The sequence below is a fragment of the Arthrobacter sp. Hor0625 genome (genome assembly GCF_052567525.1).
The window spans coordinates 2,480,456-2,503,955 of record NZ_CP199586.1; the positions used below are offsets into that span (position 1 = coordinate 2,480,456).

Sequence of the window (23,500 nt, forward strand, 5' to 3'; positions counted from 1 at the left end):
ATGACCGCGAACCCGAACGCCAGCGCCCCGGCGTCCCCGCTCGCCCCGGACTGGCTCGCCGTCCCGGCGGACCTGAACGCCCTGCACGCCCCGATGTGGGCCGCCGGGGTGGCGCGCAACGACGCCGGCGAACTCGCCATCGACGGCATCCCCGTCAGTGAACTCCAGCGCCAGTTCGGCACGCCGCTGTTCGTCATGAGCGAGACCGACTTCCGGGCCCGCGCCCGGGCGTTCCAGGACGCGTTCAACGAAGCGTTCGCGGACATCTGCGGGGGAGTCGACGTCTACTACGCCGGCAAGTCGTTCCTGTGCACCGCCGTCGTCCGCTGGGTCGAGGAGGAAGGCCTGCGCCTGGACACCGCCTCCGGCGGGGAGCTCGCCGTCGCGGCCCGCGCCGGCATCCCCGGCGCTGCCGTCGCGCTGCACGGGAACAACAAATCCGACGCCGAGATCCACCGCGCCCTGGACATGAAGCTGGGCCGCATCGTCGTGGACAGCCTCGCCGAACTCGAACGGGTCGCCGCGATCGCACAGAACCGCGGCGAGACGGCGAAGGTCATGCTGCGGCTGACCCCGGGCGTGCACGCGCACACCCACGAATTCATTGCCACCGCACACGAGGACCAGAAGTTCGGCCTCTCCATGGCCGGGGACTCCACCGACCAGGCCGGGCTCTCCGCCGCGGAGGAAGCCGTCGCCGCCGCCGCCGGGCACGACAGCATCGAACTGCTGGGCCTGCACTGCCACATCGGCTCGCAGATTTTCGAACCCGACGGCTTCGCCCTCGCCGCGGAAAAGCTCCTCGACTTCCTGGCCGCCATGCAGGCGAAGTACTCGATCGTGCTGCCCGAGCTGGACCTTGGCGGCGGCTACGGCATCGCCTACACGCCCGTCGACACGCCGCGCCCGCCGGCCGAAATCGCCCAGGCGATGGCCGCCGTCGTCCGCGCCAAGGTGGCCGAACTCGGCATCACCGCGCCCCGGATCTCGATCGAGCCGGGACGGGCGATCGTGGGCAGCAGCACCTTCACCCTCTACGAGGTGGGAACCCTGAAGACCGTGCGGGTGGACTCCCCGGAAATGGGTGCGGAAAACGTTACGTACCCGCGCCGGTATGTGTCGGTGGACGGCGGGATGAGCGATAACGCCCGCCCGGTGCTGTACGACGCGGATTATTCGGCGGTTCTGGCCTCCCGCAGTTCCACCGCGGCGCCGCAGCTGTCCCGCGTGGTGGGCAAACATTGCGAGAGCGGCGACATAGTTGTTAGAGATGTATATCTGCCCGAGGACGTGGCAGCCGGTGATCTGCTCGCTGTACCGGGGACCGGCGCCTACTGCTGGGCCCTGTCAAGCAACTACAACTATCTGGCCCGGCCGGGCGTTGTCGCGGTGCGCGACGGATCTGCCCGGCTCATCGTCCGCGGGGAGACCGAAGAAGACCTGCTGAACCGCGACATGGGAGCCTGAATGAGCGAAATGCGAACCTTGAAAGTGGCCCTGCTGGGCTGTGGCAACGTCGGAGCCCAGGTTGCGCGGATCCTCATTGACGACGCCGACGCGCTGGCTGCCCGGACCGGCGCCCGCCTGGAGCTCAGCGGCATCGCCGTGCGCAACCCCGACGCCGAACGCGACGTCGAGCTCCCCGCTGGCCTGTTCACCACCGACGCCGAGGCCCTGGCCAAGGACGCCGACCTCGTCATCGAGCTGATGGGCGGGATCGAACCGGCTCGCACCCTGATCCTCACCGCCATCCGGAACGGCGCGTCCGTCGTCACCGGCAACAAGGCCCTCCTCGCCCAGGACGGGCCCACCCTCTACGAAGAGGCGGACAAGGCCCGGGTGCAGCTCTCCTACGAGGCCGCCGTCGCCGGCGCCATCCCCATCCTGCGCCCGATCCGCGACAGCCTCTCCGGGGACCGGATAACCCGCGTGCTGGGGATCGTCAACGGCACCACCAACTTCATCCTGGACCAGATGGACACCACGGGTGCGCAGTTTGCCGACGCCCTCGCCGAAGCCCAGCGGCTCGGCTACGCGGAGGCGGACCCCACCGCCGACGTCGAGGGCCACGACGCCGCTGCGAAGGCGGCCATCCTTGCCTCGCTGTCCTTCCACACGCGGTTCGCCCTGGAAGACGTCTACTGCGAGGGCATCAGCTCCGTCACCGCGGCCGACATCGCCGCGGCCAAGGACGCCGGGTTCGTCATCAAGCTGCTGGCGATCGCCGAGAAGCTCAGTGATTCCGAAGGCAAAGAAGGCGTCTCCGTCCGCGTCCACCCCACCCTGCTGCCCCGCGAGCACCCGCTGGCCGCGGTGCACGGGGCGTTCAACGCCGTGTTCATCGAGGCCGAAAACGCCGGCGAGCTGATGTTCTACGGCCAGGGAGCCGGCGGCACTCCGACGGCCTCGGCCGTGCTGGGCGACCTGGTGTCGGCTGCCCGCCGGATCGTCCTGGGCGGCCCCGGACGCACCGAAACCACCACCGGGCACGTCCCCGCGCTGCCCATCGACGCCGCCGTCACGAGCTACTACATCGGCCTCGACGTCGCGGACCAGCCCGGTGTCCTGGCCCGGATCGCGCAGCTCTTCGCCGAGCACGGCGTCTCCATCGAAACCATGCGGCAGACCGTCCACCGCGACCCGGCCTCCGACTCGGAGTCCGCGGAGCTGCGGATCGTCACGCACCGCGCGAGCGAAGCCGCCCTGTCGGCAACCGTCCAGGCCGTCAAGGGCCTGGACGTCATCAATTCCGTCACATCCGTACTGCGGGTAGAAGGGGTCTAAGTGGCTCACCAATGGCGCGGGGTCATCCGCGAATACGCTGAACGCCTGCCGGTCACCGAGGCCACCAAGGTCATCACCCTGGGCGAGGGCGGCACCCCGCTCGTGCACGCGCAGAAGCTCTCCGAGCTCACCGGCAGCACCGTCTACCTCAAGGTCGAAGGGATGAACCCGACCGGTTCGTTCAAGGACCGCGGCATGACCATGGCCATGACCGCCGCCGTCGCCTCCGGAGCGAAGGCCGTGGTCTGCGCGTCCACCGGCAACACTTCCGCCTCCGCCGCGGCCTACGCCACCTCGGCCGGGCTGCAGTGCGCGGTCCTGGTGCCCGAAGGCAAGATCTCGATGGGCAAGCTCAGCCAGGCGATCGCCCACGGCGCCACCTTGCTGCAGGTCGACGGCAACTTCGACGACTGCCTGGACATCGCCCGGAAGCTGGGGGAGTCCTACCCGGTGTTCCTGGTCAACTCGGTCAACCCGGCACGCATCGAGGGCCAGAAGACCGGCGCGTTCGAAGTCGTTGACGCCCTCGGCGACGCCCCGGACATCCACGTGCTCCCGGTCGGCAACGCCGGCAACATCAGCGCCTACTGGAAGGGCTACAAGGAGTACGCTGCGCCCTACGCGTCCGCCACCGCCGGCGAATTGCCCGCCGTGGCCACGAAGACCCCGGTGATGTGGGGCTTCCAGGCCGCCGGAGCCGCGCCGTTCGTCGCCGGCCACCCGATCACGGAGCCGGACACCATCGCCACCGCCATCCGGATCGGCAACCCGGCGTCCTGGGACACCGCCGTCGCGGCCCGGGACGAATCCGGCGGCGTGATCGAGGCCGTCACCGACGAGGAAATCCTCTCCGCGCACCGCTGGCTCTCCGCCCGTGAAGGCGTGTTCGTCGAACCCGGCTCCGCCGCCGGGGTCGCCGGGCTGATCAAGAAGCACGCCGCCGGCCAGGTCCCGGCGGGCAAGACCATCGTCATCACGGTCACTGGCCACGGACTCAAGGACCCGCAGTGGGCCCTGCGCACCGAGGACGGTAGCGACGTGCAGCCCGTCAAGGTGGCCAACGACGTCGTCACCGTGGCCGCGGAACTGGGACTGGAAGAAAAATAGCCGTGGAAACCACCCTCACCGTGCCGGCCGAATCCGCTGCCGGCGCACCGGCGGTCGCGGCCGGCCAGACGGTCACCGTCCGGGTCCCCGCCACGAGCGCCAACCTCGGCCCCGGCTACGACAGCCTGGGCCTGGCCCTGTCCCTGTACGACACCCTGACGGTCGAGACCCTCGACAGCGGCGAACTCGAGTTCGAGCTGAGCGGGGAAGGTGCGGACACGCTGCCCCGCGACGCCAGCCACCTCGTGGCGAGGGCGCTGACCGAGGCCCTGCACGCGCTGGGCTTCCGGCACGAGGGGCTGCGGATCACCGCGGACAACGTCAACCCGCACGGCCGCGGACTCGGCTCCTCGGCGGCGGCCGTGGTGGCCGCTGCGACCGCAGCCAACGCCCTGGTGCCCGAAGAATCGCGCCGCGGCAGGGACTGGGTCCTGCAGTTCACGTCCCGGCTCGAAGGCCACCCGGACAACGTCGCACCCGCGATTTTCGGCGGACTGGCGCTGTCCTGGCAGGACAGTGACCAGTACAGCAGCACCTGCGCGACCGTGCACGGCGCGATCATCCCGGTCGTCGCGGTGCCTGACTTCGAACTCTCCACCGAAGCGGCCCGGGCGCTGCTGCCGGCCTCCGTCGGCCACCATGCTGCCGCGATGAACTCCGGCCGGGCGGCCCTGCTGATCCATGCCCTCACGCAGCAGCCCGACTTCCTGCTCGCAGGAACCGAGGACTACCTGCACCAGAGCTACCGCGCGCAGGCCATGCGGCCCAGCGCCGAACTGATCGCAGCGCTCCGGCGGGCCGGGCACGCCGCCGTGGTGTCCGGCGCCGGACCCACTGTGCTGGTGCTGGCCGCCGGTGAACAGGAGGCGGCCGACGTCGTCGGATTCATCGAGGCGTTCACCGCGGCCAACACGCCGGAGACCGGCTGGCGCGTGATGAAGCTGGCTGTGGACACGGAGGGTGCTAAAGTGGAAGTGCACCGGCGGTAATCACGCAAGTTTTTTCTAAGACCGCGATGTTGGCCCAGTTGCCCTCTCTCATCTTTCACTGCGCAATATTTTCCGGTGCCACCTGCTTTCGGTCTGACGCAGGATTCTGCAGAGTTCCTCTGCGCCCCTGAACCGTCAGCCGGCCGTCCCCCCATCAGCGGGGCGTGTTGCGGTGTAGCAGTAACCGGCCGTGCCGGCCGAAATCCAACCGGCGGGGCCGAAATCCCGGCTGCAGATCTGAACTGCAGCCCAGATCAAATCACCGCGCCCAGCTCCTAGCCTGGGTGCCGTCGAGGGGGAAGGATCCTTCGTGACCGAAACCACTGAGCTGTCTCCAGCTGTGGAAACATCATCTTCTGCTGCCGATACGGCAGCGCCCGCCAAGAGCAGCGGCCTCGCCGGCCTGAAGCTCGCCCAGCTCCAGGCCCTGGCCAGCCAGCTGGGGATCTCCGGGGGTTCCCGGATGCGCAAGGGCGACCTGGTGTCCGCCATCTCCGCCCACCGCGCCGGCACCCCGGTCAGCAAAGCCCCGGCGCGCGCCGACAAGGCCAGCGATAACGGCACCGTGGCCCAGGCTGCCCCGGCTCCGGCTACCGAAGCCGCGCCCGCCGCGCCCCCGGCCGAAGGCCAGGAAAACCCGCGCGCCCGCCGCGGCCGCAGCCGCCGCGCCGGCAGCGACGGCGTCGTCAGCACCCCCGCCGCCGAGGCGCCCGCCGCCCCGGCCGAGGCTGTCGCCGCTCCCGCCGAGCAGGCCCCGGCCGAAGCCGCGACCGAAGGCAGCGACCGGACCCGCCAGCCGCGGACCCGCAACCGCCGCCGCGGCGAAGCCGCCGCGCAGGGCGCCGAGACCGCCGAGGCCCCCGCCGAGCAGCGCCAGGAACGCCAGGCAGAGCCGCGCCAGGCGGAGCAGGGCAACGACGAGGGCCAGCGCCGCGAAGACGGCCAGCGCCGCGAGTCCGGCCGTGGCCGCGGCGGCCGTGAGGACAACCGCGACAACCGCGACAATGACGACAACGAGGGCGGCAGCCGCCGCAACCGCCGCAACCGCCGTGACCGCAACGACCGCTCCGGCGGCCAGGACAACCGCGACAACGCGCGCAACGACCGGTTCCGCGACCGCAACGAACGCCGCCGCGGCCGCTCCCAGGGACCGGACGTCGACGACGTCGAGGTCACCGAGGACGACGTCCTGCTCCCGGTCGCCGGCATCCTTGACGTGCTGGAGAACTACGCCTTCATCCGCACCTCCGGTTACCTGCCCGGCCCGAACGACGTCTATGTCTCCCTGGCCCAGGTCAAGAAGTACAACCTGCGCAAGGGCGACGCCGTCGTCGGCGCCATCCGCGCTCCCCGCGAGGGCGAGGACCGCAGCCAGCAGTCCACCCGCCAGAAGTTCAACGCCCTGGTCCGCGTCACCTCGGTCAACGGCAAGACTCCGGAGGAGCTCAAGGACCGCGTCGAGTTCGCGAAGCTCGTCCCGCTGTACCCCTCCGAGCGCCTGCGCCTCGAGACGGACCCCAAGAAGATCGGCCCCCGTGTCATCGACCTGGTCGCCCCGATCGGCAAGGGCCAGCGCGGCCTGATCGTCTCGCCGCCGAAGGCCGGCAAGACGCTCATCCTGCAGTCCATCGCCAACGCCATCACCACCAACAATCCTGAGGTCCACCTCATGATGGTGCTCGTTGACGAACGCCCCGAAGAAGTCACGGACATGCAGCGCACCGTCAAGGGCGAGGTCATTGCCTCCACCTTCGACCGTCCCGCCGATGACCACACCACCGTGGCCGAACTCTCCATCGAGCGTGCCAAGCGCCTCGTGGAAATGGGCATGGACGTTGTGGTCCTGCTGGACTCGATGACCCGCCTGGGCCGTGCCTACAACCTGGCAGCACCGGCCTCGGGCCGCATCCTGTCCGGTGGCGTCGACTCCGCTGCCCTGTACCCGCCGAAGCGCTTCTTTGGTGCAGCCCGCAACATTGAAAACGGCGGCTCGCTCACCATCCTGGCCACCGCTCTCGTCGAGACCGGCTCCAAGATGGACGAGGTCATCTTCGAAGAGTTCAAGGGCACCGGCAACATGGAACTGCGCCTGTCCCGCCAGCTCGCGGACAAGCGCATCTTCCCGGCCGTGGACGTCAACGCGTCCGGCACCCGCCGCGAAGAGAACCTGCTCTCGCCCGAGGAAGTCAAGATCATGTGGAAGCTGCGCCGCGTCCTTTCCGGTCTCGAAACGCAGCAGAGCCTTGAGCTCCTGACCAACAAGATCCGGGAGACCCAGAGCAACGTCGAGTTCCTCATGCAGGTGCAGAAGACGACGCTTGGTGCGAAGTCCGATAACGACAAGTAGCTGGGTTTAGCCGCTCAAAATATGCCGGCCCCGCCCCTACGCCGGGTGGCTGACGATCTACGATCGTCAGCCACCCGGCTCCGGCAGGCCCGAAGCCACTCCCTGGCCGGCATATTTTGAGCGGCTGTTGGTTTAAAGGGACCTGCCCGCAGTCACTAGACTTGTAGAAGTCGAAAGAGGTTTTGAAATGTTTGAGTCCGTACAGGGGCTGTTGGATGAGCATGCTGCTATTCAGGCGCAGCTTGGGGATCCTGCTGTTTATGCTGATCAGAAGCTGGCCCGGAAGCTGGGGCGGCGTTCGGCTCAGTTGAATGGCATTGTGGAGGCCTACCACCGCTGGGAGGGCATCCGCGACGACCTGGCGGCCGCGAAGGAAATGGCGGCCGAGGACCCGGAGTTCGCTGCCGAGGTGCCCGAGCTGGAGGCCGCGCTGGAGACGTCGGCGGCCAAGCTGCGCCGGCTGCTCATCCCGCGCGACCCGGACGACGCCCGCAACGTGATCCTTGAGGTCAAGGGCGGCGAAGGCGGCGACGAGGCAGCCCTGTTCGCGGGCGACCTGCTGCGCATGTACACCCGTTACGCGGAATCCCGCGGCTGGAAGACCGAGATCATCTCCGCCACCGAGTCTGACCTGGGCGGTTACAAGGACGTCCAGGTTGCCGTCAAGGGCAACTCCAACGACCCTGCGGAGGGCGTCTACGCCCGGCTCAAGTTCGAAGGCGGCGTCCACCGGGTCCAGCGCGTCCCGGTGACCGAGTCCCAGGGCCGCATCCACACCTCGGCCGCCGGCGTGCTGGTGCTTCCCGAGGTCGACGAGCCCGAGGAACTGGAAATCAACCAGAACGACCTCAAGATCGACGTCTACCGCTCGTCCGGTCCGGGCGGGCAGTCGGTCAACACCACCGACTCGGCCGTGCGCATCACGCACCTTCCCACCGGCATCGTCGTGGCGATGCAGAACGAGAAGTCGCAGCTGCAGAACCGCGAGGCCGGCATGCGCGTGCTGCGTGCCCGGATCCTTGCGCACCAGCAGGAGCAGATCGACGCTGAGAACTCGGCCCAGCGCAAGTCGCAGATCCGCACCATGGACCGCTCCGAGCGCATCCGCACATATAACTACCCGGAAAACCGGATCGCCGACCACCGGACGGGCTACAAGGCCTACAACCTGGACCAGGTCATGAACGGCGACCTGGAGCCGGTGATCCAGTCCGCCATCGAGATGGACGAGCAGGCCCGCCTCGACGCCATCGGCGACTAGTTCGGACCCTGCGCGTTGATGACACCTGAGACCGGCCTGAGCCTGGCCGACGCCGTCCGCGAGGCCACGGGAGTGCTCGCCGCAGCGGGCGTGCCCAGCCCCAGGCTCGACGCTGAACTCCTCGCCGGGCACCTGCTCGGCGTCGGCCCCGGCCGGCTCCGTGCCCTGGTCCTCGGCGACACACCGGCGCCGGCGGACTATGCCGAGCTCGTGGCCGAGCGTGCCCGGCGGATCCCGCTGCAGCACATCACCGGCGTCGCGCACTTCCGCTACCTCGACCTCGCCGTCGGCCCCGGGGTGTTCATCCCGCGGCCGGAGACCGAATCCGTCGTGCAACTGGTGATCGACCACCTGCGGGACCTGCCACGCACCGGGCGCGGACCCAAGGTCGCGGACCTTGGTACCGGCTCGGGAGCCATCGCCGGGTCGATCGCCCACGAGGTCCCGGACGCCGAGGTCCACGCCGTCGAGTACAGCGAATTCGCACATGCCTGGGCTGCGAAAAACCTCCTGCCCCTGGGCGTCCGGCTGGTCCGCGGCGACCTGCGGACCGCGCTGGCCGACCAGGACGGCAGCTTCGACGTCGTCGTGTCCAACCCGCCGTACATCCCCGCCGAAGCCGTGCCCAACGAACCCGAGGTGGCGCTGCACGATCCGCCCGAAGCGCTCTACGGCGGTGGAGCGGACGGCATGGAACTGCCGACGGCGGCCGCGGCCTCCGCGGCCCGGCTGCTGGTTCCCGGGGGCTACTTTGTCATGGAGCACGCCGAGGTGCAGGCCGGCTGGATCGCCGCGATGCTGGAGCGCTCCGGCCTCTGGACCGGGATCGCCACCCACCTGGACCTCAACGGCCGGGAGCGCGCCACGAGCGCCTTCCGTAAGCCGGAGGCCGGCAGCAATGAAAGGATAGGCCAGTGACGACTAGCTACGATTGCGCGGACGCGGACCAGCGTGCCGCAGGACTTGAACACGCCCAGCGGGCCATCCGGGCCCACCAGTGCGTGGTCCTTCCCACCGACACCGTCTACGGGATCGGCGCGGATGCGTTCTCGCCGCAGGCCGTGACGCTCCTGCTCGCCGCCAAGGGGCGCAGCCGGCAGATGCCCCCGCCGGTGCTGATCCCGCGGCTGAACGCCCTGGACGGACTCGCCACGGACGTCCCGGCAGAAGCCCGCCGGCTGGCCGAGGCCTTCTGGCCCGGCGGCCTGACCCTCATCCTGCACGCCCAGCCCTCGCTCGACTGGGACCTGGGCGAAACCAAGGGCACGGTGGCCCTGCGCATCCCGGCCGACGACATCGCACAGGATCTGCTCACCCTCACCGGTCCGCTGGCGGTGTCCTCCGCCAACCGCACCGGCCAGGCGGCCGCGCAGACCGCCGCCAGCGCCCAGGCGCAGCTGGCGGAGTCCGTCGAGGTCTACCTGGAGGGCGGCCACCGCCCGTCCGAGGGGGAAGGCTCCGAGCCGTCCACGATCGTCGACGCCACCGCGGTGCCGCTGCGCGTCGTGCGTCAGGGCGCCATCAGCCTCGAACGCCTGCGCGGCGTCGTCCCGGACGTGCTGGGCCTGGGTGAGGAAGCCGCCGCCGAGGAACCCGCCGCCGAGGAACCCGCCGAAGCGCCCCAGGAACCCCCCGCGCCCGCCGCGGACCCCTCCGACGACGACTCCCCGAGGAACTGAAGATGCAGCCGAAAGTCGCCGTCGCCGCCGTCACCTTCGACCGCCACGAAGAACTTGGCCTGCTCCTGAAGGGCCTCGCCGCGCAGACCGCACCCATCCACTCCATCGCGCTCGTGGACTCCGGCACCGTTCCGGCCACCGACGTCGTGGCCGCGGGCGGAACCAACATCAACTACCTGCGCTCCGAGGCGAACCTCGGGGGAGCGGGAGGCTTCGCCTACGCCATCCTGGCGGCCATGGCCAGCGGCGCGGAGTGGATCTGGCTGATGGACGACGACGGCCACCCGGAGGACGCGGACTGCCTGGCCGCGCTGCTGGCGGCCGCGGAGGAGCACGGGCTGGACATCGTCAGCCCGCTCGTCGCCGCCACGGCGGACCCCAACCGGCTCTCGTTCAACTTCAGGATCAACGGGCTGCTGACCAACGACCGCTCCCGGCTGGCGCCGATGGGCTACCTGCCGGACATGGTGCACTTCTTCAACGGTGCCCTGATCCGCACCGAGGTCTTCTACAAAATCGGCATCCCCGACGTGAAGTTCTTCATCCGCGGCGACGAAGTCGACTTCCTCTCCCGGGTCAAGAAGGCCGGGCTCAAATACGGGACCCTGGCCACCGTCGCCGTGCAGCACCCCGCCACCTGGACCGAGATGAAACCCGTCTTCGGCGGCTTCATCACCCCGGTCATCCCGGAGGGCGACTTCAAGCGCTACTGCTACTTCCGCAACCGGGGCTACCTGACCCGGAAGTACCGGAACCTGCGCTGGTTCGGGGCGGACATCGTCGGCTTCCCCTACTACTTCCTGAAAACCGGCGACCTCAAGGGCCTGGCCCACTGGTTCAACGCCTACTCCACCGGCTTCCGCGGCAAGGGCTTCGGCTCGCCGGCGCAGCTGATGTCCACCAACAGCTAGGCCGCCGTGGAAAACCTGTACGCCGTCGTTGTCACCTTCAACCGGGCCGGCTTCCTGCAAAACCTGCTGGACTCCTTCGACCGGCTCGGCACCCGCCCGGCGCGGATCATCGTGGTGGATAACGCCAGCACGGACCACACCGCCGACGTCGTCACCCGGGCCGCCGCCGCGGGCAGCACGCCGATCCAGTACGAGCGGCTGCCGGAGAACGTCGGCGGCGCCGGGGGCTTCTCCCGCGGCGTGGAGCTCGCCCTGGCCGCGGGCGCCGAATGGCTGTGGCTGATGGACGACGACGTCGAAGTGCTGCCCGGGGCAGTGGACGCGCTGGCAAAATTCACGCCGGAGTACTCCTGCCTGATCGGCCGCCGCTACGACGCCAACGGCAAGCCCTTCTTCTGGCAGCACCACTTCGTCGAGGCCCTCGGCGTGTTCCTGCCGGTCTCCCGCGATGTATTCCGGCACTCGGACGTGTTCCGGACCAACGTGGGCAACTTCGAAGGCATGCTGATCAAGGCTTCCGTGGCCCGCAGCATCGGACTGCCGGACCCGCGGTTCTTCATCACCTGGGACGACCTAATCTACGGCTGGCTGGCCGCGCAGCAGACACCGGTCGTCTACGTCAACGCCTTCGTGATCAAAAAGGTCCGCGAACAGCGGCAGGTGGACCTGGTCCTGCGCCACCTCAACGACTCGTCAGACCTCAGCCGCCGCTACGTCATGCGCAACCGCGGGCACGTTGCGCAGTACCTCCGGGCGCACGGCAAGTACCACCGCATTGGTTTCGGCGCCGGGACCGCCCTGACGTTCCTGAAGGAACTTTTCCGGCTTATCGCCGTCGAACGCACCCTCAAAGGCACCGGCCAGCTCTGGCGGGGCTGGCGGGAATCGCGGGCCATCCTGGCGGACCGCGGCTGGCGGCCGATGCCGGCCGTGGACGTCAAACCCCGGCGCTGAAAGCGAAAGAGATTAGTATCGTTTTAGGCCCCGCCACTGTCCGACGGTTGTGCGGCGGGGATATTTTTTGAAACAGGCGCCTGGCCGCCGTGGTAGTGGAAGTCGGTTGCAATCTCTGTTGACTACGAAATCTGAAGCGAGCGCATCCGGCGCAGCACGGGAGGAGAAGCCCGCCCTCTGGATCTGGATCCAGCTGTTCCTGGACTCCATGTCCTGGATCGTGGCGATCGTCCTGGCGCTGCTGCTCCGCTACGAGATGGGCATCCGCGCCGAGCAGTTCCTCGGCGCCTTCTTCATCGCCGCGATCGCCGTCGTGGTCCAGATCCTGGCCGGCTACGCCCTGGCCCTCTACCGGGGGCGGTACCCCTTCGGCAGTTTCCAGGAGGCCCGCGCGCTGGTCTTCGTCACCGTTATCGTGGCGGCCTCCATCACCGGGACCCTGCTGGTGCTCTACGGCGCCATCAACATCGGGCGCAGCGTCGGCCTGATCGCGTTCCCGTTCGCCTGCCTCTTCATGGGCGCGGCACGCTACGCCAAGCGACTCTACGTCGAAAGCCGGACCCGGCCCGGCGACGAGGCCCAGAACACGCTGATCTACGGCGCCGGCTTCCTCGGCAACTCGCTGCTCACCCGCATGCTGCAGGACCAGGATTCCCCGTACTTCCCGGTCGGCCTGATCGACGACGACCCCGCCAAGAAGCACCTCCGGCTCTCCGGCGTCCAGGTCATGGGCAAGGGCGAGGATCTTCCCGCCGTCATCCGCCGGACCCGGGCGAGGGTCCTGGTGTTGGCCTTCGCCAACGTCGAGGCCGCCGTCGTGCGTCGCATCTCCGACGCCGTGGCGGGGCTGAACATCCGCGTGCTGGTGCTCCCGCCGTTGCGCGACATGCTGGGCGGCGGGGCGCCCGAGGGGTTCTCGGATTTCCGCGACGTCGCGGTCGAGGACCTGATCGGCCGCCGGCCGGTCGACATCAAGGTCGACGAGATTGCCGGGTACATCAAGGGCAAACGGGTGCTGGTGACCGGCGCCGGCGGGTCCATCGGCTCGGAACTGTGCCGACAGATCGTGCAGTACAACCCGGCCGAACTGATCATGCTCGACCATGACGAAACCGGTCTGCAGCAGACCCAGATTTCCATCACCGGCCGCGGCCTGCTGGCCGGGCGGGACACCGTGCTGGCCAACATCCGCGACGGCGAAGCCCTGCAGGAGATCTTCGCGGACCGGAAGCCCGAGGTGGTCTTCCACGCGGCCGCCCTGAAACACGCGCCGCTGTTGCAGCAGTACCCCGTGGAGGCGTGGAAGACCAACGTCTGCGGCACCCTGAATGTACTCCGCGCCGCCCGGATTGCCGGCGTCTCGCACTTCGTGAACATTTCCACCGACAAAGCCGCCAACCCCACCACGGCCCTGGGCCACTCCAAGCGCGTCGCGGAAAAGCTCACCGCCTGGATGGCCGGCCAGACCGGGGACACCTATGTCTCCGTCCGCTTCGGCAACGTCATGGGCAGCCGCGGCTCGATGCTGCCGCTGTTCACCGAGCAGATCCGGGTGGGCGGCCCGGTCACGGTCACCGACCCCGAGGTCACCCGCTTCTTCATGACGATTCCCGAGGCCTGCCAGCTGGTGATCCAGGCCGGAGCCATCGGCGCCGGCGGCGATGTGATGATCCTGGACATGGGCGAACCGGTGAAGATCCTGGACGTCGCCCAGCGGATGATCGCCATGTCCGGCAAGGACATCGAAATCATCTACACGGGCCTGCGCCCGGGGGAGAAGCTGCACGAGGAACTCGTGGGCACCGGCGAGCTGGACCAGCGGCCCCTGCACCCGAAGATCTCGCACACCAAGGCCAACCAGCAGGACCCGGAGAAGCTGGACCTTAACGTCTGGCTGGCCCGCTGCGAGGCCGAACAGGGCGCCAACATCGCCGAAATCCCCGACGACGAAGCGGACGAAGCGTCCGCGCTCCGGGTGGCGCTGTGACGCCCCTGGTCCTGGTGACCGGCACCACCCTGCTGGCGAGCCTGCTGCTGCCGTTTGCGGTGAAGCCGTGGCTGGTCCGGCTGGGTGTCGTGGATATCCCTTCGGCCCGCTCCTCACACCGGAAGGCCACTATCCGCGGGATGGGCCTCGCCGCCGCCCTGGCCACCGCGGTCGGCTACCTGGCCGCGGTGCTCACGGGCCTGGTCACCGTGGACCGCTCGGTGTTCGCCGTCGTGCTCGCCATCATCGCGGCCTGCGCCGCGGTCGGCTGGACTGAAGACCTGCGCGGCATGTCCATCCGCGGGCGCGCCGCCGCCCAGCTGGGCATCGGGGCAGCCGGAACCGCGGCGCTGATCGTGCTCACAGGGCAGTCCTTCTGGTGGCTGCCACTGGGCGCGGTCGCTATCGCCGCCTACGTCAACATCGCCAACTTTATGGACGGCGTCAACGGCATTTCCGGCCTCCACGGCGTGACCGCGGGGGCGGCCTACGCCGTGGCCGGATCCTTGTCCGGGCAGCCCTGGCTGACCGCGGGCGGTGCCGTGCTGGCGATGGCCTTCCTCGGCTTCCTGCCCTGGAACCTCGGCCGCGGCTCGGTCTTCCTCGGCGACGTGGGCAGCTACCTGCTCGGTGCCTCGATTGCGGCCCTGGCCGTGGCGGGCTTCCTGAGCGGGGTCTACGTCGAATACGTCCTCTCGCCGATCCTGGTTTATGTCGCGGACACCGGGTACACGCTGCTGCGCCGGATCAAGGCGGGGGAGCGGTGGTACGCCTCGCACCGCGAGCACGTCTACCAGCGGCTCACCGACGTCGGGTTCTCCCACCTGCAGTCGGCAGTCGCGGTTACGGTCTGCACCGCCGCAGTCATTGTCCTCGGCTTCACCGCGGCGACGGCCACGTTGCCGGTGGTCGCGCTGTGCGTGGCCGGCAGTCTGCTGGTACTCGGGCTGTACCTGGCATCCCCTGACCTGATCCGCCGCTTCCGTCGGCGCAGCAAGGTCACGAGGATCCCGGTGGCCTAAGCGTGTTCTATCTCGTGTAGAATTCAGGGGCGGCCTGTCGCCGCGCCCTCCACCCTTGCCATCCTCGACGATCGGGTTCCCATGACCTCCAGCGCCGACTCCGGACACCGTTCCGGCAGCGGATCCGTTGGCGGCTCCGGCCCCACCACGTCGCTGTGGCTGAGGCTGCTGGCCCTCAGCTCCGCAGCCGCCGGCGCGGGACTGGCGCTGGTTTGCCTCGCGGCCGGCCTGCTCGACGGCCCGGCGGCTGCCTTCTCGGCCCTCTTTGGCGGGGCCCTGGTGATGGCATTCTTCGCCATCAGCCTCCTCGTCGGGCACTTCGGCGGCCGGAACCATTCCTCCGGCGCGATCGGGCTCTTCGTGGCCACCTACTTCATCAAAGTCGTCGGGTTCGCCGTGGTGCTGTTCGCCATCGGCGCCCCGGCCTGGCTCTCGGGCCGGTGGTTCCTGATCGGAGCCGTCGTGGCCGTGGTGCTCTGGCAGGCTGCCGAACTGTACGGCTTCGCCAAGGCGCGGCTGCAGATCTACAACGACCCCGAGACCCCCGGAGGCGGCACCCATGCCTAGCCGCGACAACGGACGCGGGAACACGCCCAAAAAGTCCGCCCGCACCCCCAAAACCAGCGACGGCGCACCCGGTGTATCGAGCGGCGGCGAGGACGGCGGATACAACGCCGGGATCGCCGTCTTCAGCTACATCGTTGGCGGAATCATCGTCTGGAGTTTGATAGGGTGGGGTCTGGATAATCTGTGGGGAACCCGCTGGATTGTGCTCGCAGGCGCCCTGCTTGGAGCTGCGGGCGGGTTCTATCTTTCTCATATGCACGGCCTCACCAGTAACGGAACATCGACTGGCGGAGACAATCCTGCAGGTGGCCCGTCCCAGGACGAGGAACAGTAATGCCAAATAATTTCACAGGGGGACAGGCCGACGTACGTGTCGCCGGTCCCCGACCGACGCCCAATGATGGACACTGCAGAGAGGAAACGCGTTGATCGCGCTTGCGCTCCCGGCCCAAGATTCAGGAACTTTCACGCCCCCTGGAATCGAAGAAATGCACCTGCCGGCTATCCTGCCCTGGGGCGAGGCCGAAGGGTTCTCCAAGCAGATGCTGCTGGTGATCCTCTCGGTCGTCATTATTGCCACCTTCTTTGTGCTCGCTGCGCGGAAGCAGCAGCTGGTTCCCGGCAAGCTGCAGTTCGCTGGTGAGGCCGCCTACGGCTTCGTCCGCAACGGCATCGCCAAGGACATCATCGGCGGCAAAGACTTCATGAAGTACGTCCCGCTGCTGTTCAGCCTGTTCTTCTTCATCCTCGTGAACAACATCTACGGCGCCATCCCGCTGATCCAGCTGCCGAGCTTCTCGCACGTCGGCGGCGCCTACGTGCTCGCCGGCATTGTCTACGTCACCTGGATTGCGATCGGCATCAAGAAGAACGGCCTGCGCTACTTCAAGCTGGCCACCGTGCCGAGCGGCGTTCCGGTCTACATCCTTCCGATCGTCATCCCGATCGAGATCATCTCCAACTTCCTGGTCCGCCCGGTCACGCACAGCCTCCGTCTGTTCGCCACCATGCTGGCCGGCCACCTCATCGTCATGATCGCCGGATCGGGTATCGAATACCTGGTCATGCAGGAGAGCGTGCTCCTGAAGGGCACCTCCGTGCTCGTGCTGGTCGGTGCGATCGCCATGTACATGCTCGAAGCGCTGATCATGGCGCTGCAGGCTTACGTCTTTACCCTGCTGACCGCCATCTACATCGAAGGCGCTCTGCACGCGGACAGCCACTAGGCTCCCAAATCTTCCCCCCGCGGGGATGTAGCAAACCAAACAACCTGCCACAACGGTGGCATCTTGAAAGGAAAAAAATGGAAGGCAATCTCAACCTCGTAGGTTACGGTCTGTCCGCAATCGGCGGTGGTATCGGTGTTGGTCTCGTGTTCGCCGCTTACATCAACGGTGTGGCACGCCAGCCGGAGGCCCAGCGCGTCCTGCAGCCGATCGCATTCCTTGGCCTCGCGCTGACTGAAGCCCTCGCCATCCTGGGCCTGGTCTTCGCTTTCGTTCTCTAGTCTGAGCTTCAGAACAAGCGAACATCCAGAACCTAGTAGATAAGGACGGGAATTATGAAGCAGCTGATTGTCTCAGCCGCCACAGAGGCTAACCCTCTGGTCCCCAATGTCTGGGAAATGCTCGTTGTCATCATCAGCTTTGCTGTCCTCATGGGCATCGTGATCAAGCTTGTGGTCCCGATGTTCGAGAAGACCTTCGCTGAGCGTGCCGAGGCCATCGAAGGCGGCATTGCCAAGGCCGAGCAGGCCCAGGCCGAGGCGTCCGCCGCCCTCGAAGAGTACAAGCAGCAGCTCACCGATGCCCGCACCGAGGCCAACCGCATCCGCGAGGAAGCCCGGGCCGAAGGCGCCCAGATCCTCGCGGACCTGAAGGAGAAGGCGGCCGCAGAGTCGGCACGCATCACCGCCCAGGCCCACGCGCAGATCGAATCCGAGCGCCAGGCCGCCGTCGTGTCCCTCCGCTCGGAGGTCGGCACGCTGGCGACCACGCTGGCGAGCCGCATTGTCGGCGAATCGCTGAGCGACGACGCGCGGGCTGCCCGTGTGGTTGACCGCTTCCTGGCAGATCTGGAGAACCAGAACGCAGGTGCAGCTAAGTAATGGCAGGTGTATCGAGCGAATCGCTGACGGCGGCACTGGCCGCGTTGGAAGCCAAGCTTCCCAACGCCTCGCTGCAGTTGGCAAAGGAACTCTTCGGGATCCTGGGAACGGTTGACAGCTCGGCCGGCTTGCGCCGGGCGCTGACCGACCCCTCCCGCAACGGTGACGAAAAGTCGGCGCTGATGAAGCAGCTCTTCGGCGGGAAAGTCTCCGCCGACGCTGTGGAAATCGCGGCGGGACTGGCCAGCTCGCGCTGGGCATCTGCCCGTGACATCGGCGATGCACTCGAGACTCTTGCCGCTTCGGTGGTAATTGCCGTTGCTGAAAACAAGTCGGCCGTCTCTGCCTCAGGGATCACCGGACTGGAAGCGCTGGAGAACGACCTGTTCTCCTTCAACCAGGCCGTGGACTCCAGCCACGAGGTACAGCGTGCACTGTCCGAGCCGCAGGCGAGCCCGGCGGCCAAGGCCGCCCTCGCCGACAAGCTCGTTCCCGGTGCCAGCGAGGAAGCGAAGGTCCTGATCAACCAGGCAGTGTCGCAGCCGCGCGGGCTCAAGGTCACCCGGCTCGTCGGCCGCTTCGCCGAACTTGCGGCGAAGCGCCAGCAGCGCTGGATCGCCACGGTCGGCGTCACCCGTCCGCTGACGGCGGCGCAGGCCGACCGCCTGCAGGCGGGCCTGAACGCCCTCTACGGCCGCGAGCTGAAGATCAACATGAACGTTGATCCGGCGCTGATCGGCGGTATCCGGATCCAGGTGGGCGACGAAGTGCTCGACGCTTCGGTCCTCGCCCGGCTGGGCCAGCTGCAGCGTCAGCTTGCCTAGGCTGCCGGACAAGCACAACTTAACGACAAGAAACCCCGGTCATCGTGAGCAACGATGATCACGAAACAGGAGAGCAGGGACTGCAGATGGCCGAATTGACCATCAACGCCGACGACGTCCGTAATGCGTTGAACGAGTTCGCGGCGTCCTACGAACCCGGAAACGCTGAGCGCGTAGAGGTTGGCCGTGTAACGACCGCAGGTGACGGCATCGCCCGTGTTGAGGGCCTTCCCTCGGTCATGGCGAACGAGCTGCTTCGCTTCGAAGACGGCACGCTGGGCCTGGCCCAGAACCTTGACGTCCGCGAGATCGGCGTCATCATCCTCGGTGACTTCAACGGCATCGAAGAAGGCCAGGAAGTGCACCGCACCGGACAGGTTCTGTCTGTTCCGGTCGGCGACGCCTTCCTCGGCCGCGTGGTTGACCCGCTGGGCCAGCCCATCGACGACCTCGGCGAGATCAAGGCCGAGACCACCCGTGCCCTGGAACTCCAGGCGCCCGGCGTGACCCAGCGCAAGTCGGTCCACGAGCCGATGCAGACCGGCCTCAAGGCCATCGACGCGATGATTCCGATCGGCCGCGGCCAGCGCCAGCTGATCATCGGCGACCGCCAGACCGGCAAGTCTGCCATCGCGATCGACACGATCATCAACCAGAAGGCCAACTGGGCTTCGGGCGATGTGAACAAGCAGGTCCGCTGCATCTACGTCGCCATCGGCCAGAAGGCGTCCACGATCGCGGCCGTGCGCCAGACCCTTGAGGACAACGGCGCGCTGGAGTACACCACCATCGTGGCGTCCCCGGCATCCGACCCGGCAGGCTTCAAGTACCTGGCACCGTACGCCGGCTCGGCCATCGGCCAGCACTGGATGTACGGCGGCAAGCACGTCCTGATCGTGTTCGATGACCTGTCCAAGCAGGCCGAAGCCTACCGTGCCGTATCGCTGCTGCTGCGCCGCCCGCCGGGCCGCGAAGCCTACCCGGGCGACGTGTTCTACTTGCACTCCCGCCTGCTGGAGCGTTGTGCCAAGCTCTCCGACGAGCTCGGTGCCGGCTCGATGACGGGCCTGCCGCTGATCGAGACCAAGGCGAACGACGTGTCCGCCTACATCCCGACCAACGTCATCTCCATCACCGACGGCCAGATCTTCCTGCAGTCGGACCTCTTCAACGCCAACCAGCGTCCCGCCGTCGACGTGGGTGTCTCCGTGTCCCGCGTCGGTGGTGCCGCACAGGTGAAGTCGATGAAGAAGGTCTCCGGCACGTTGAAGCTGGAACTGGCCCAGTACCGCGACATGCAGGCCTTCGCGATGTTCGCCTCCGACCTGGATGCGGCATCCCGCCAGCAGCTGACCCGCGGTGCACGCCTGATGGAACTGCTCAAGCAGGGCCAGTACGCGCCGTTCCCGGTCGAGGACCAGGTTGTTTCGATCTGGGCCGGCACCAACGGCTACCTCGACGACGTTCCGGTTGAGGACATCAGCCGCTTCGAGACCGAGTTCCTGGAGCACCTCAAGCACAAGTCCTCGATCCTGACCACGCTGGCGCAGACCAACGTGATGGACGACGACACCGCTGAGGCGCTGAAGACCGCGATCGTGGACTTCAAGAAGGGCTTCTTCGGCGAGGGCGACAACCTCCTGGTCGGTGCGGGGCACGAGGAGTACGCCCCGATCGACGAGGACCAGGTCGACCAGGAAAAAATCGTCAAGCAGAAGCGCTAGTTCCGATGGCAGGGACTGCCGGGACCCCCGCGGGTTCCGGCAGTCCCGGCCACCGGGATCTTAGGAAAGGATAAGTATGGGAGCCCAGATTCGGGTCTACCGCCAGAAGATCAGCTCGACGACGTCGATGCGCAAGATCTTCAAGGCGATGGAACTGATCGCTACCTCGCGCATCGGCAAGGCCCGCGCCCGCGTAGCGGCTTCACTGCCTTACGCAAACGCGATCACGCGTGCCGTTTCTGCTGTCGCAAGCCAGAGCGAAATCGACCACCCGCTGGTGACCGAGCCGGAGCAGATCCGCCGGGCCGCCGTGCTGGTGATCACCTCCGACCGCGGCCTTGCAGGGTCCTACTCGGCAACCGTGCTCAAGCAGGCGGAAGGCATCACCGAGCTGCTCCATGAGGAGGGCAAGGAAGTCAAGACGTATGTCGTGGGCCGCAAGGCACAGGCCTACTTCGACTTCCGGAACCGTCCCTACGAGCGTGTGTGGACCGGCAACACGGACTCACCCCGCTTCGAGACGGCGCGCGAAATCGGCGAGGCACTGCTGGAAGACTTCGCCACCGCCTACGAAGAGGGCGGCGTCGACGAAATCCACGTCGTGTACACCCGCTTCAAGTCGATGGTGACCCAGGAGCCGACGGTTATCCGCCTGCTCCCGCTTGAGGTCGTCGAAGAGCAGGCTGCCTCCGAGTCGGAGCTGCTGCCGCTGTACGAGTTCGAACCGGAGGCGGAGCGGGTCCTGGATGCGCTGCTGCCGCGCTACATCGAGTCCCGGATCTTCGCCGCGATGCTCCAGGCAGCGGCTTCCGAGCTCGCCGCCCGCCAGCGGGCGATGAAATCCGCCGGCGACAACGCCACGGAACTCATCAAGAAGTACACGCGTCTGCGCAACACTGCCCGCCAGGCTGAGATTACGCAGGAGCTTTCCGAAATCGTGGCCGGCGCCGACGCCCTGAGCGCGTCCTAGCCGGTCCGTTGCGGACCCAGCTGTACCTGCACCAAAGAACAAACGTAACCGCCCACGCCATCTACTGAGTGAAGTGAGAGAGATGACTGCCACTGCTACCGAACACGTAGCCGCAACGTCCGGTGCCACCGGCCGTATTGCACGTGTTATTGGCCCGGTTGTCGACGTCGAATTCCCGGCTGACGCAATCCCCTCGATTTACAACGCACTCACCACGGAGATTACTCTCAACGGTGAGACCAAGACCATCACCTTCGAAGTTGCGCTGCACCTTGGCGACAACCTCATCCGCGCCATCTCCCTGCAGGCGACCGACGGCCTGGTCCGCGGCACCACCGTCGTCGACACCGGTGCCCCGATCTCCGTCCCCGTCGGCGACGGCGTCAAGGGCCACATCTTCAACGTGCTGGGCCAGCCGCTGGACGTGGCCGAGTCCGAGCTGCAGGTCAGCGAACGCTGGCCGATCCACCGCAAGGCACCCGCCTTCGCGACCTTGGAAGGCTCCACCGAGATGCTGGAAACCGGCATCAAGGTGATCGACCTCCTCACCCCGTACATCAAGGGCGGCAAGATCGGCCTGTTCGGCGGCGCCGGCGTCGGCAAGACCGTGCTGATCCAGGAAATGATCACCCGTGTTGCCCGCAACTTCGGCGGCACCTCGGTGTTCGCTGGCGTGGGCGAGCGTACCCGTGAGGGCAACGACCTCTGGGTTGAAATGGAAGAGGCCGGCGTCCTCAAGGACACGGCCCTGGTGTTCGGCCAGATGGATGAGCCGCCGGGAACGCGTCTGCGCGTGGCCCTGTCCGCGCTGACCATGGCGGAGTACTTCCGCGACGTGCAGAACCAGGACGTGCTGCTGTTCATCGACAACATCTTCCGGTTCACCCAGGCCGGTTCCGAGGTTTCCACCCTGCTCGGCCGCATGCCGTCTGCTGTGGGCTACCAGCCCAACCTGGCTGACGAGATGGGCCTGCTGCAAGAGCGCATCACCTCGACCAAGGGCCACTCCATCACCTCGATGCAGGCCATCTACGTTCCCGCCGATGACTACACCGACCCGGCCCCGGCAACGACCTTCGCACACCTCGACGCGACCACGGAACTGTCCCGTGAAATCGCTTCCCGTGGTCTGTACCCGGCCGTTGACCCGCTGACGTCGACCTCGCGCATCCTGGATCCGCAGTACATCGGCCACGACCACTACAACACGGCCGTGCGCGTCAAACAGATCCTGCAGAAGAACAAGGAACTCCAGGACATCATCGCCATCCTCGGTGTCGATGAACTCTCCGAAGAGGACAAGATCGTCGTGTCGCGTGCACGCCGCATCCAGCAGTTCCTCTCGCAGAACACCTACACCGCCAAGCAGTTCACCGGCGTCGAGGGCTCCACCGTGTCCATCAAGGACACCGTTGAAGGCTTCACCGCTATCTGCGACGGCGACCTCGACCACATCGCAGAGCAGGCGTTCTTCAACGTCGGCGGCCTGGATGACGTTGAGCGCCAGTGGGCCAAGATCCAGGAACAGACCAAGTAATATGGCTGAGCTTGAGGTTGAGATTGTCGCAGCGGACCACTTCGTGTGGTCCGGAGCGGCCAAGATGGTCAAGGCCCGCACCAGCGATGGTGAGATCGGAATCCTGCCCGGCCACTCGCCCCTGCTGGCGATTCTGGCCGAAGGTGAACTCGCGATCGAGCCGGTGTCCGGTGACCGTATTGCCGTAGTTGTCGACGGCGGGTTCTTCTCCGTCGACAACAACCGGGTCGTCATTGTTGCTGACAACGCCCAGCTGGGCGACTCAGCTACTGCGGGGATCCGCTAGCCCTACCTTGATGAACGCTATTGGTCTTCCGTTCATCATCCTGGCAACTGTCTTTGCGTTGCTGGTTTTTGCACTGTGCCTCTCCGGGGTGCGCCGTTTCAACTTGCGGCGCGCCCTGGGCACGGTGGACGCCTCCATCTGCGTGGCTGGAAACAGCTGGCAGATGGGGGTTTGTCGTTATCAGGACAATGACCTCGAGTGGTTCCGGCTGGCCTCGCTCAGCGTGCGGCCCAAGCACACCTTCCGGCGCAGCTCGCTGGAACTGACCGGCCGCCGGGAACCCACCGAATCCGAACTGGTCAAGGTGCAGCCCGAGACCGTGATCGTCGAACTGCGCTATGAAGGCCGGGACGTCCTGCTGGCGATGCGGTTCGATGCGTACACCGGCCTGTCCTCCTGGCTGGAAGCCGGCCCGGTCATCGGCGTCGGCACCTGGCGCTAATC

At 67.2% G+C, this 23,500-nt stretch carries 23 protein-coding genes; all 23 read left to right on the forward strand.

Going from position 1 to position 23,500, the window contains the following annotated elements; translation table 11 throughout:
* The 23 genes from lysA (at position 1) to ACTWLI_RS11540 (ending at position 23,498) form a co-directional block, all read left to right on the forward strand.
* Positions 1–1,467, forward strand: a complete 1,467-nt coding sequence (gene lysA / locus ACTWLI_RS11430) for a diaminopimelate decarboxylase (protein WP_445153967.1) — start codon at positions 1–3, stop codon at positions 1,465–1,467.
* A complete protein-coding gene (locus ACTWLI_RS11435) occupies positions 1,468–2,784 on the forward strand; it encodes a homoserine dehydrogenase (protein ID WP_445153968.1) in 1,317 nt (438 codons plus the stop codon). It abuts the gene before it with no gap.
* Positions 2,785–3,891 carry a threonine synthase gene (gene thrC, locus ACTWLI_RS11440; RefSeq protein ID WP_445153969.1) on the forward strand — a complete coding sequence of 369 codons (1,107 nt, stop codon included), beginning with the start codon at positions 2,785–2,787 and terminating at the stop codon, positions 3,889–3,891. It begins immediately after the preceding gene.
* Positions 3,892–3,893: 2 nt separating this feature from the next.
* The gene (thrB, locus tag ACTWLI_RS11445; RefSeq protein WP_445153970.1) at positions 3,894–4,880 is read left to right on the forward strand and encodes a homoserine kinase; all 987 of its coding nucleotides are present in this window, start codon (positions 3,894–3,896) and stop codon (positions 4,878–4,880) included.
* Between the two features lie 310 nt (positions 4,881–5,190).
* The gene (gene rho, locus ACTWLI_RS11450) at positions 5,191–7,227 is read left to right on the forward strand and encodes a transcription termination factor Rho (protein WP_445153971.1); all 2,037 of its coding nucleotides are present in this window, start codon (positions 5,191–5,193) and stop codon (positions 7,225–7,227) included.
* Positions 7,228–7,414: 187 nt separating this feature from the next.
* On the forward strand, positions 7,415–8,488 hold the full coding sequence (prfA, locus tag ACTWLI_RS11455) for a peptide chain release factor 1 (RefSeq protein ID WP_056738168.1): 1,074 nt from the start codon (positions 7,415–7,417) through the stop codon (positions 8,486–8,488).
* An 18-nt stretch (positions 8,489–8,506) separates the two neighbouring features.
* Positions 8,507–9,406: a peptide chain release factor N(5)-glutamine methyltransferase gene (prmC, locus tag ACTWLI_RS11460; RefSeq protein ID WP_445153972.1), complete on the forward strand. Its 900-nt coding sequence runs from the start codon at positions 8,507–8,509 to the stop codon at positions 9,404–9,406.
* Positions 9,403–10,167: an L-threonylcarbamoyladenylate synthase gene (locus tag ACTWLI_RS11465; protein WP_445153973.1), complete on the forward strand. Its 765-nt coding sequence runs from the start codon at positions 9,403–9,405 to the stop codon at positions 10,165–10,167. The genes prmC and ACTWLI_RS11465 overlap by 4 nt, the downstream gene beginning before the upstream one ends.
* Before the next feature lie 2 nt (positions 10,168–10,169).
* Positions 10,170–11,078: a glycosyltransferase gene (locus tag ACTWLI_RS11470; protein ID WP_445153974.1), complete on the forward strand. Its 909-nt coding sequence runs from the start codon at positions 10,170–10,172 to the stop codon at positions 11,076–11,078.
* Positions 11,079–11,084: 6 nt separating this feature from the next.
* A complete protein-coding gene (locus ACTWLI_RS11475) occupies positions 11,085–12,032 on the forward strand; it encodes a glycosyltransferase (RefSeq protein WP_445153975.1) in 948 nt (315 codons plus the stop codon).
* Positions 12,033–12,150: 118 nt separating this feature from the next.
* Positions 12,151–14,019, forward strand: a complete 1,869-nt coding sequence (locus ACTWLI_RS11480) for a polysaccharide biosynthesis protein (RefSeq protein ID WP_445153976.1) — start codon at positions 12,151–12,153, stop codon at positions 14,017–14,019.
* Entirely contained in the window at positions 14,016–15,041 is a 1,026-nt protein-coding gene (locus ACTWLI_RS11485; RefSeq protein ID WP_445153977.1) for an MraY family glycosyltransferase, read from the forward strand. The genes ACTWLI_RS11480 and ACTWLI_RS11485 overlap by 4 nt, the downstream gene beginning before the upstream one ends.
* An 81-nt stretch (positions 15,042–15,122) precedes the next feature.
* Entirely contained in the window at positions 15,123–15,608 is a 486-nt protein-coding gene (locus tag ACTWLI_RS11490; protein WP_445153978.1) for a hypothetical protein, read from the forward strand.
* Positions 15,601–15,942 carry a hypothetical protein gene (locus tag ACTWLI_RS11495; protein ID WP_082574966.1) on the forward strand — a complete coding sequence of 114 codons (342 nt, stop codon included), beginning with the start codon at positions 15,601–15,603 and terminating at the stop codon, positions 15,940–15,942. Before ACTWLI_RS11490 ends, ACTWLI_RS11495 begins: the two co-directional genes overlap by 8 nt.
* Positions 15,943–16,033: 91 nt before the next feature.
* Positions 16,034–16,834 (forward strand): F0F1 ATP synthase subunit A, encoded by an 801-nt coding sequence (gene atpB, locus ACTWLI_RS11500; RefSeq protein WP_056738176.1) that lies wholly within the window; start codon positions 16,034–16,036, stop codon positions 16,832–16,834.
* A 77-nt stretch (positions 16,835–16,911) separates the two neighbouring features.
* Positions 16,912–17,115 (forward strand): ATP synthase F0 subunit C, encoded by a 204-nt coding sequence (gene atpE / locus ACTWLI_RS11505; protein WP_009356484.1) that lies wholly within the window; start codon positions 16,912–16,914, stop codon positions 17,113–17,115.
* A 54-nt stretch (positions 17,116–17,169) separates the two neighbouring features.
* Entirely contained in the window at positions 17,170–17,715 is a 546-nt protein-coding gene (locus ACTWLI_RS11510; RefSeq protein WP_056738177.1) for a F0F1 ATP synthase subunit B, read from the forward strand.
* Positions 17,715–18,539, forward strand: a complete 825-nt coding sequence (locus tag ACTWLI_RS11515; protein ID WP_445153979.1) for a F0F1 ATP synthase subunit delta — start codon at positions 17,715–17,717, stop codon at positions 18,537–18,539. The genes ACTWLI_RS11510 and ACTWLI_RS11515 overlap by 1 nt, the downstream gene beginning before the upstream one ends.
* An 86-nt stretch (positions 18,540–18,625) precedes the next feature.
* Positions 18,626–20,263 (forward strand): F0F1 ATP synthase subunit alpha, encoded by a 1,638-nt coding sequence (gene atpA / locus ACTWLI_RS11520; protein WP_445156169.1) that lies wholly within the window; start codon positions 18,626–18,628, stop codon positions 20,261–20,263.
* 76 nt (positions 20,264–20,339) lie between these two features.
* Positions 20,340–21,233 (forward strand): F0F1 ATP synthase subunit gamma, encoded by an 894-nt coding sequence (locus ACTWLI_RS11525; protein WP_445153980.1) that lies wholly within the window; start codon positions 20,340–20,342, stop codon positions 21,231–21,233.
* A gap of 82 nt (positions 21,234–21,315) precedes the next feature.
* Positions 21,316–22,770: a F0F1 ATP synthase subunit beta gene (atpD, locus tag ACTWLI_RS11530; protein WP_056738181.1), complete on the forward strand. Its 1,455-nt coding sequence runs from the start codon at positions 21,316–21,318 to the stop codon at positions 22,768–22,770.
* Position 22,771: 1 nt separating this feature from the next.
* Complete coding sequence (locus ACTWLI_RS11535; RefSeq protein ID WP_445153981.1) at positions 22,772–23,056, forward strand: F0F1 ATP synthase subunit epsilon; 285 nt, start codon at positions 22,772–22,774, stop codon at positions 23,054–23,056.
* A 10-nt stretch (positions 23,057–23,066) separates the two neighbouring features.
* The gene (locus ACTWLI_RS11540) at positions 23,067–23,498 is read left to right on the forward strand and encodes a DUF2550 domain-containing protein (RefSeq protein ID WP_445153982.1); all 432 of its coding nucleotides are present in this window, start codon (positions 23,067–23,069) and stop codon (positions 23,496–23,498) included.
* The last annotated feature ends 2 nt before the right edge of the window (positions 23,499–23,500 follow it).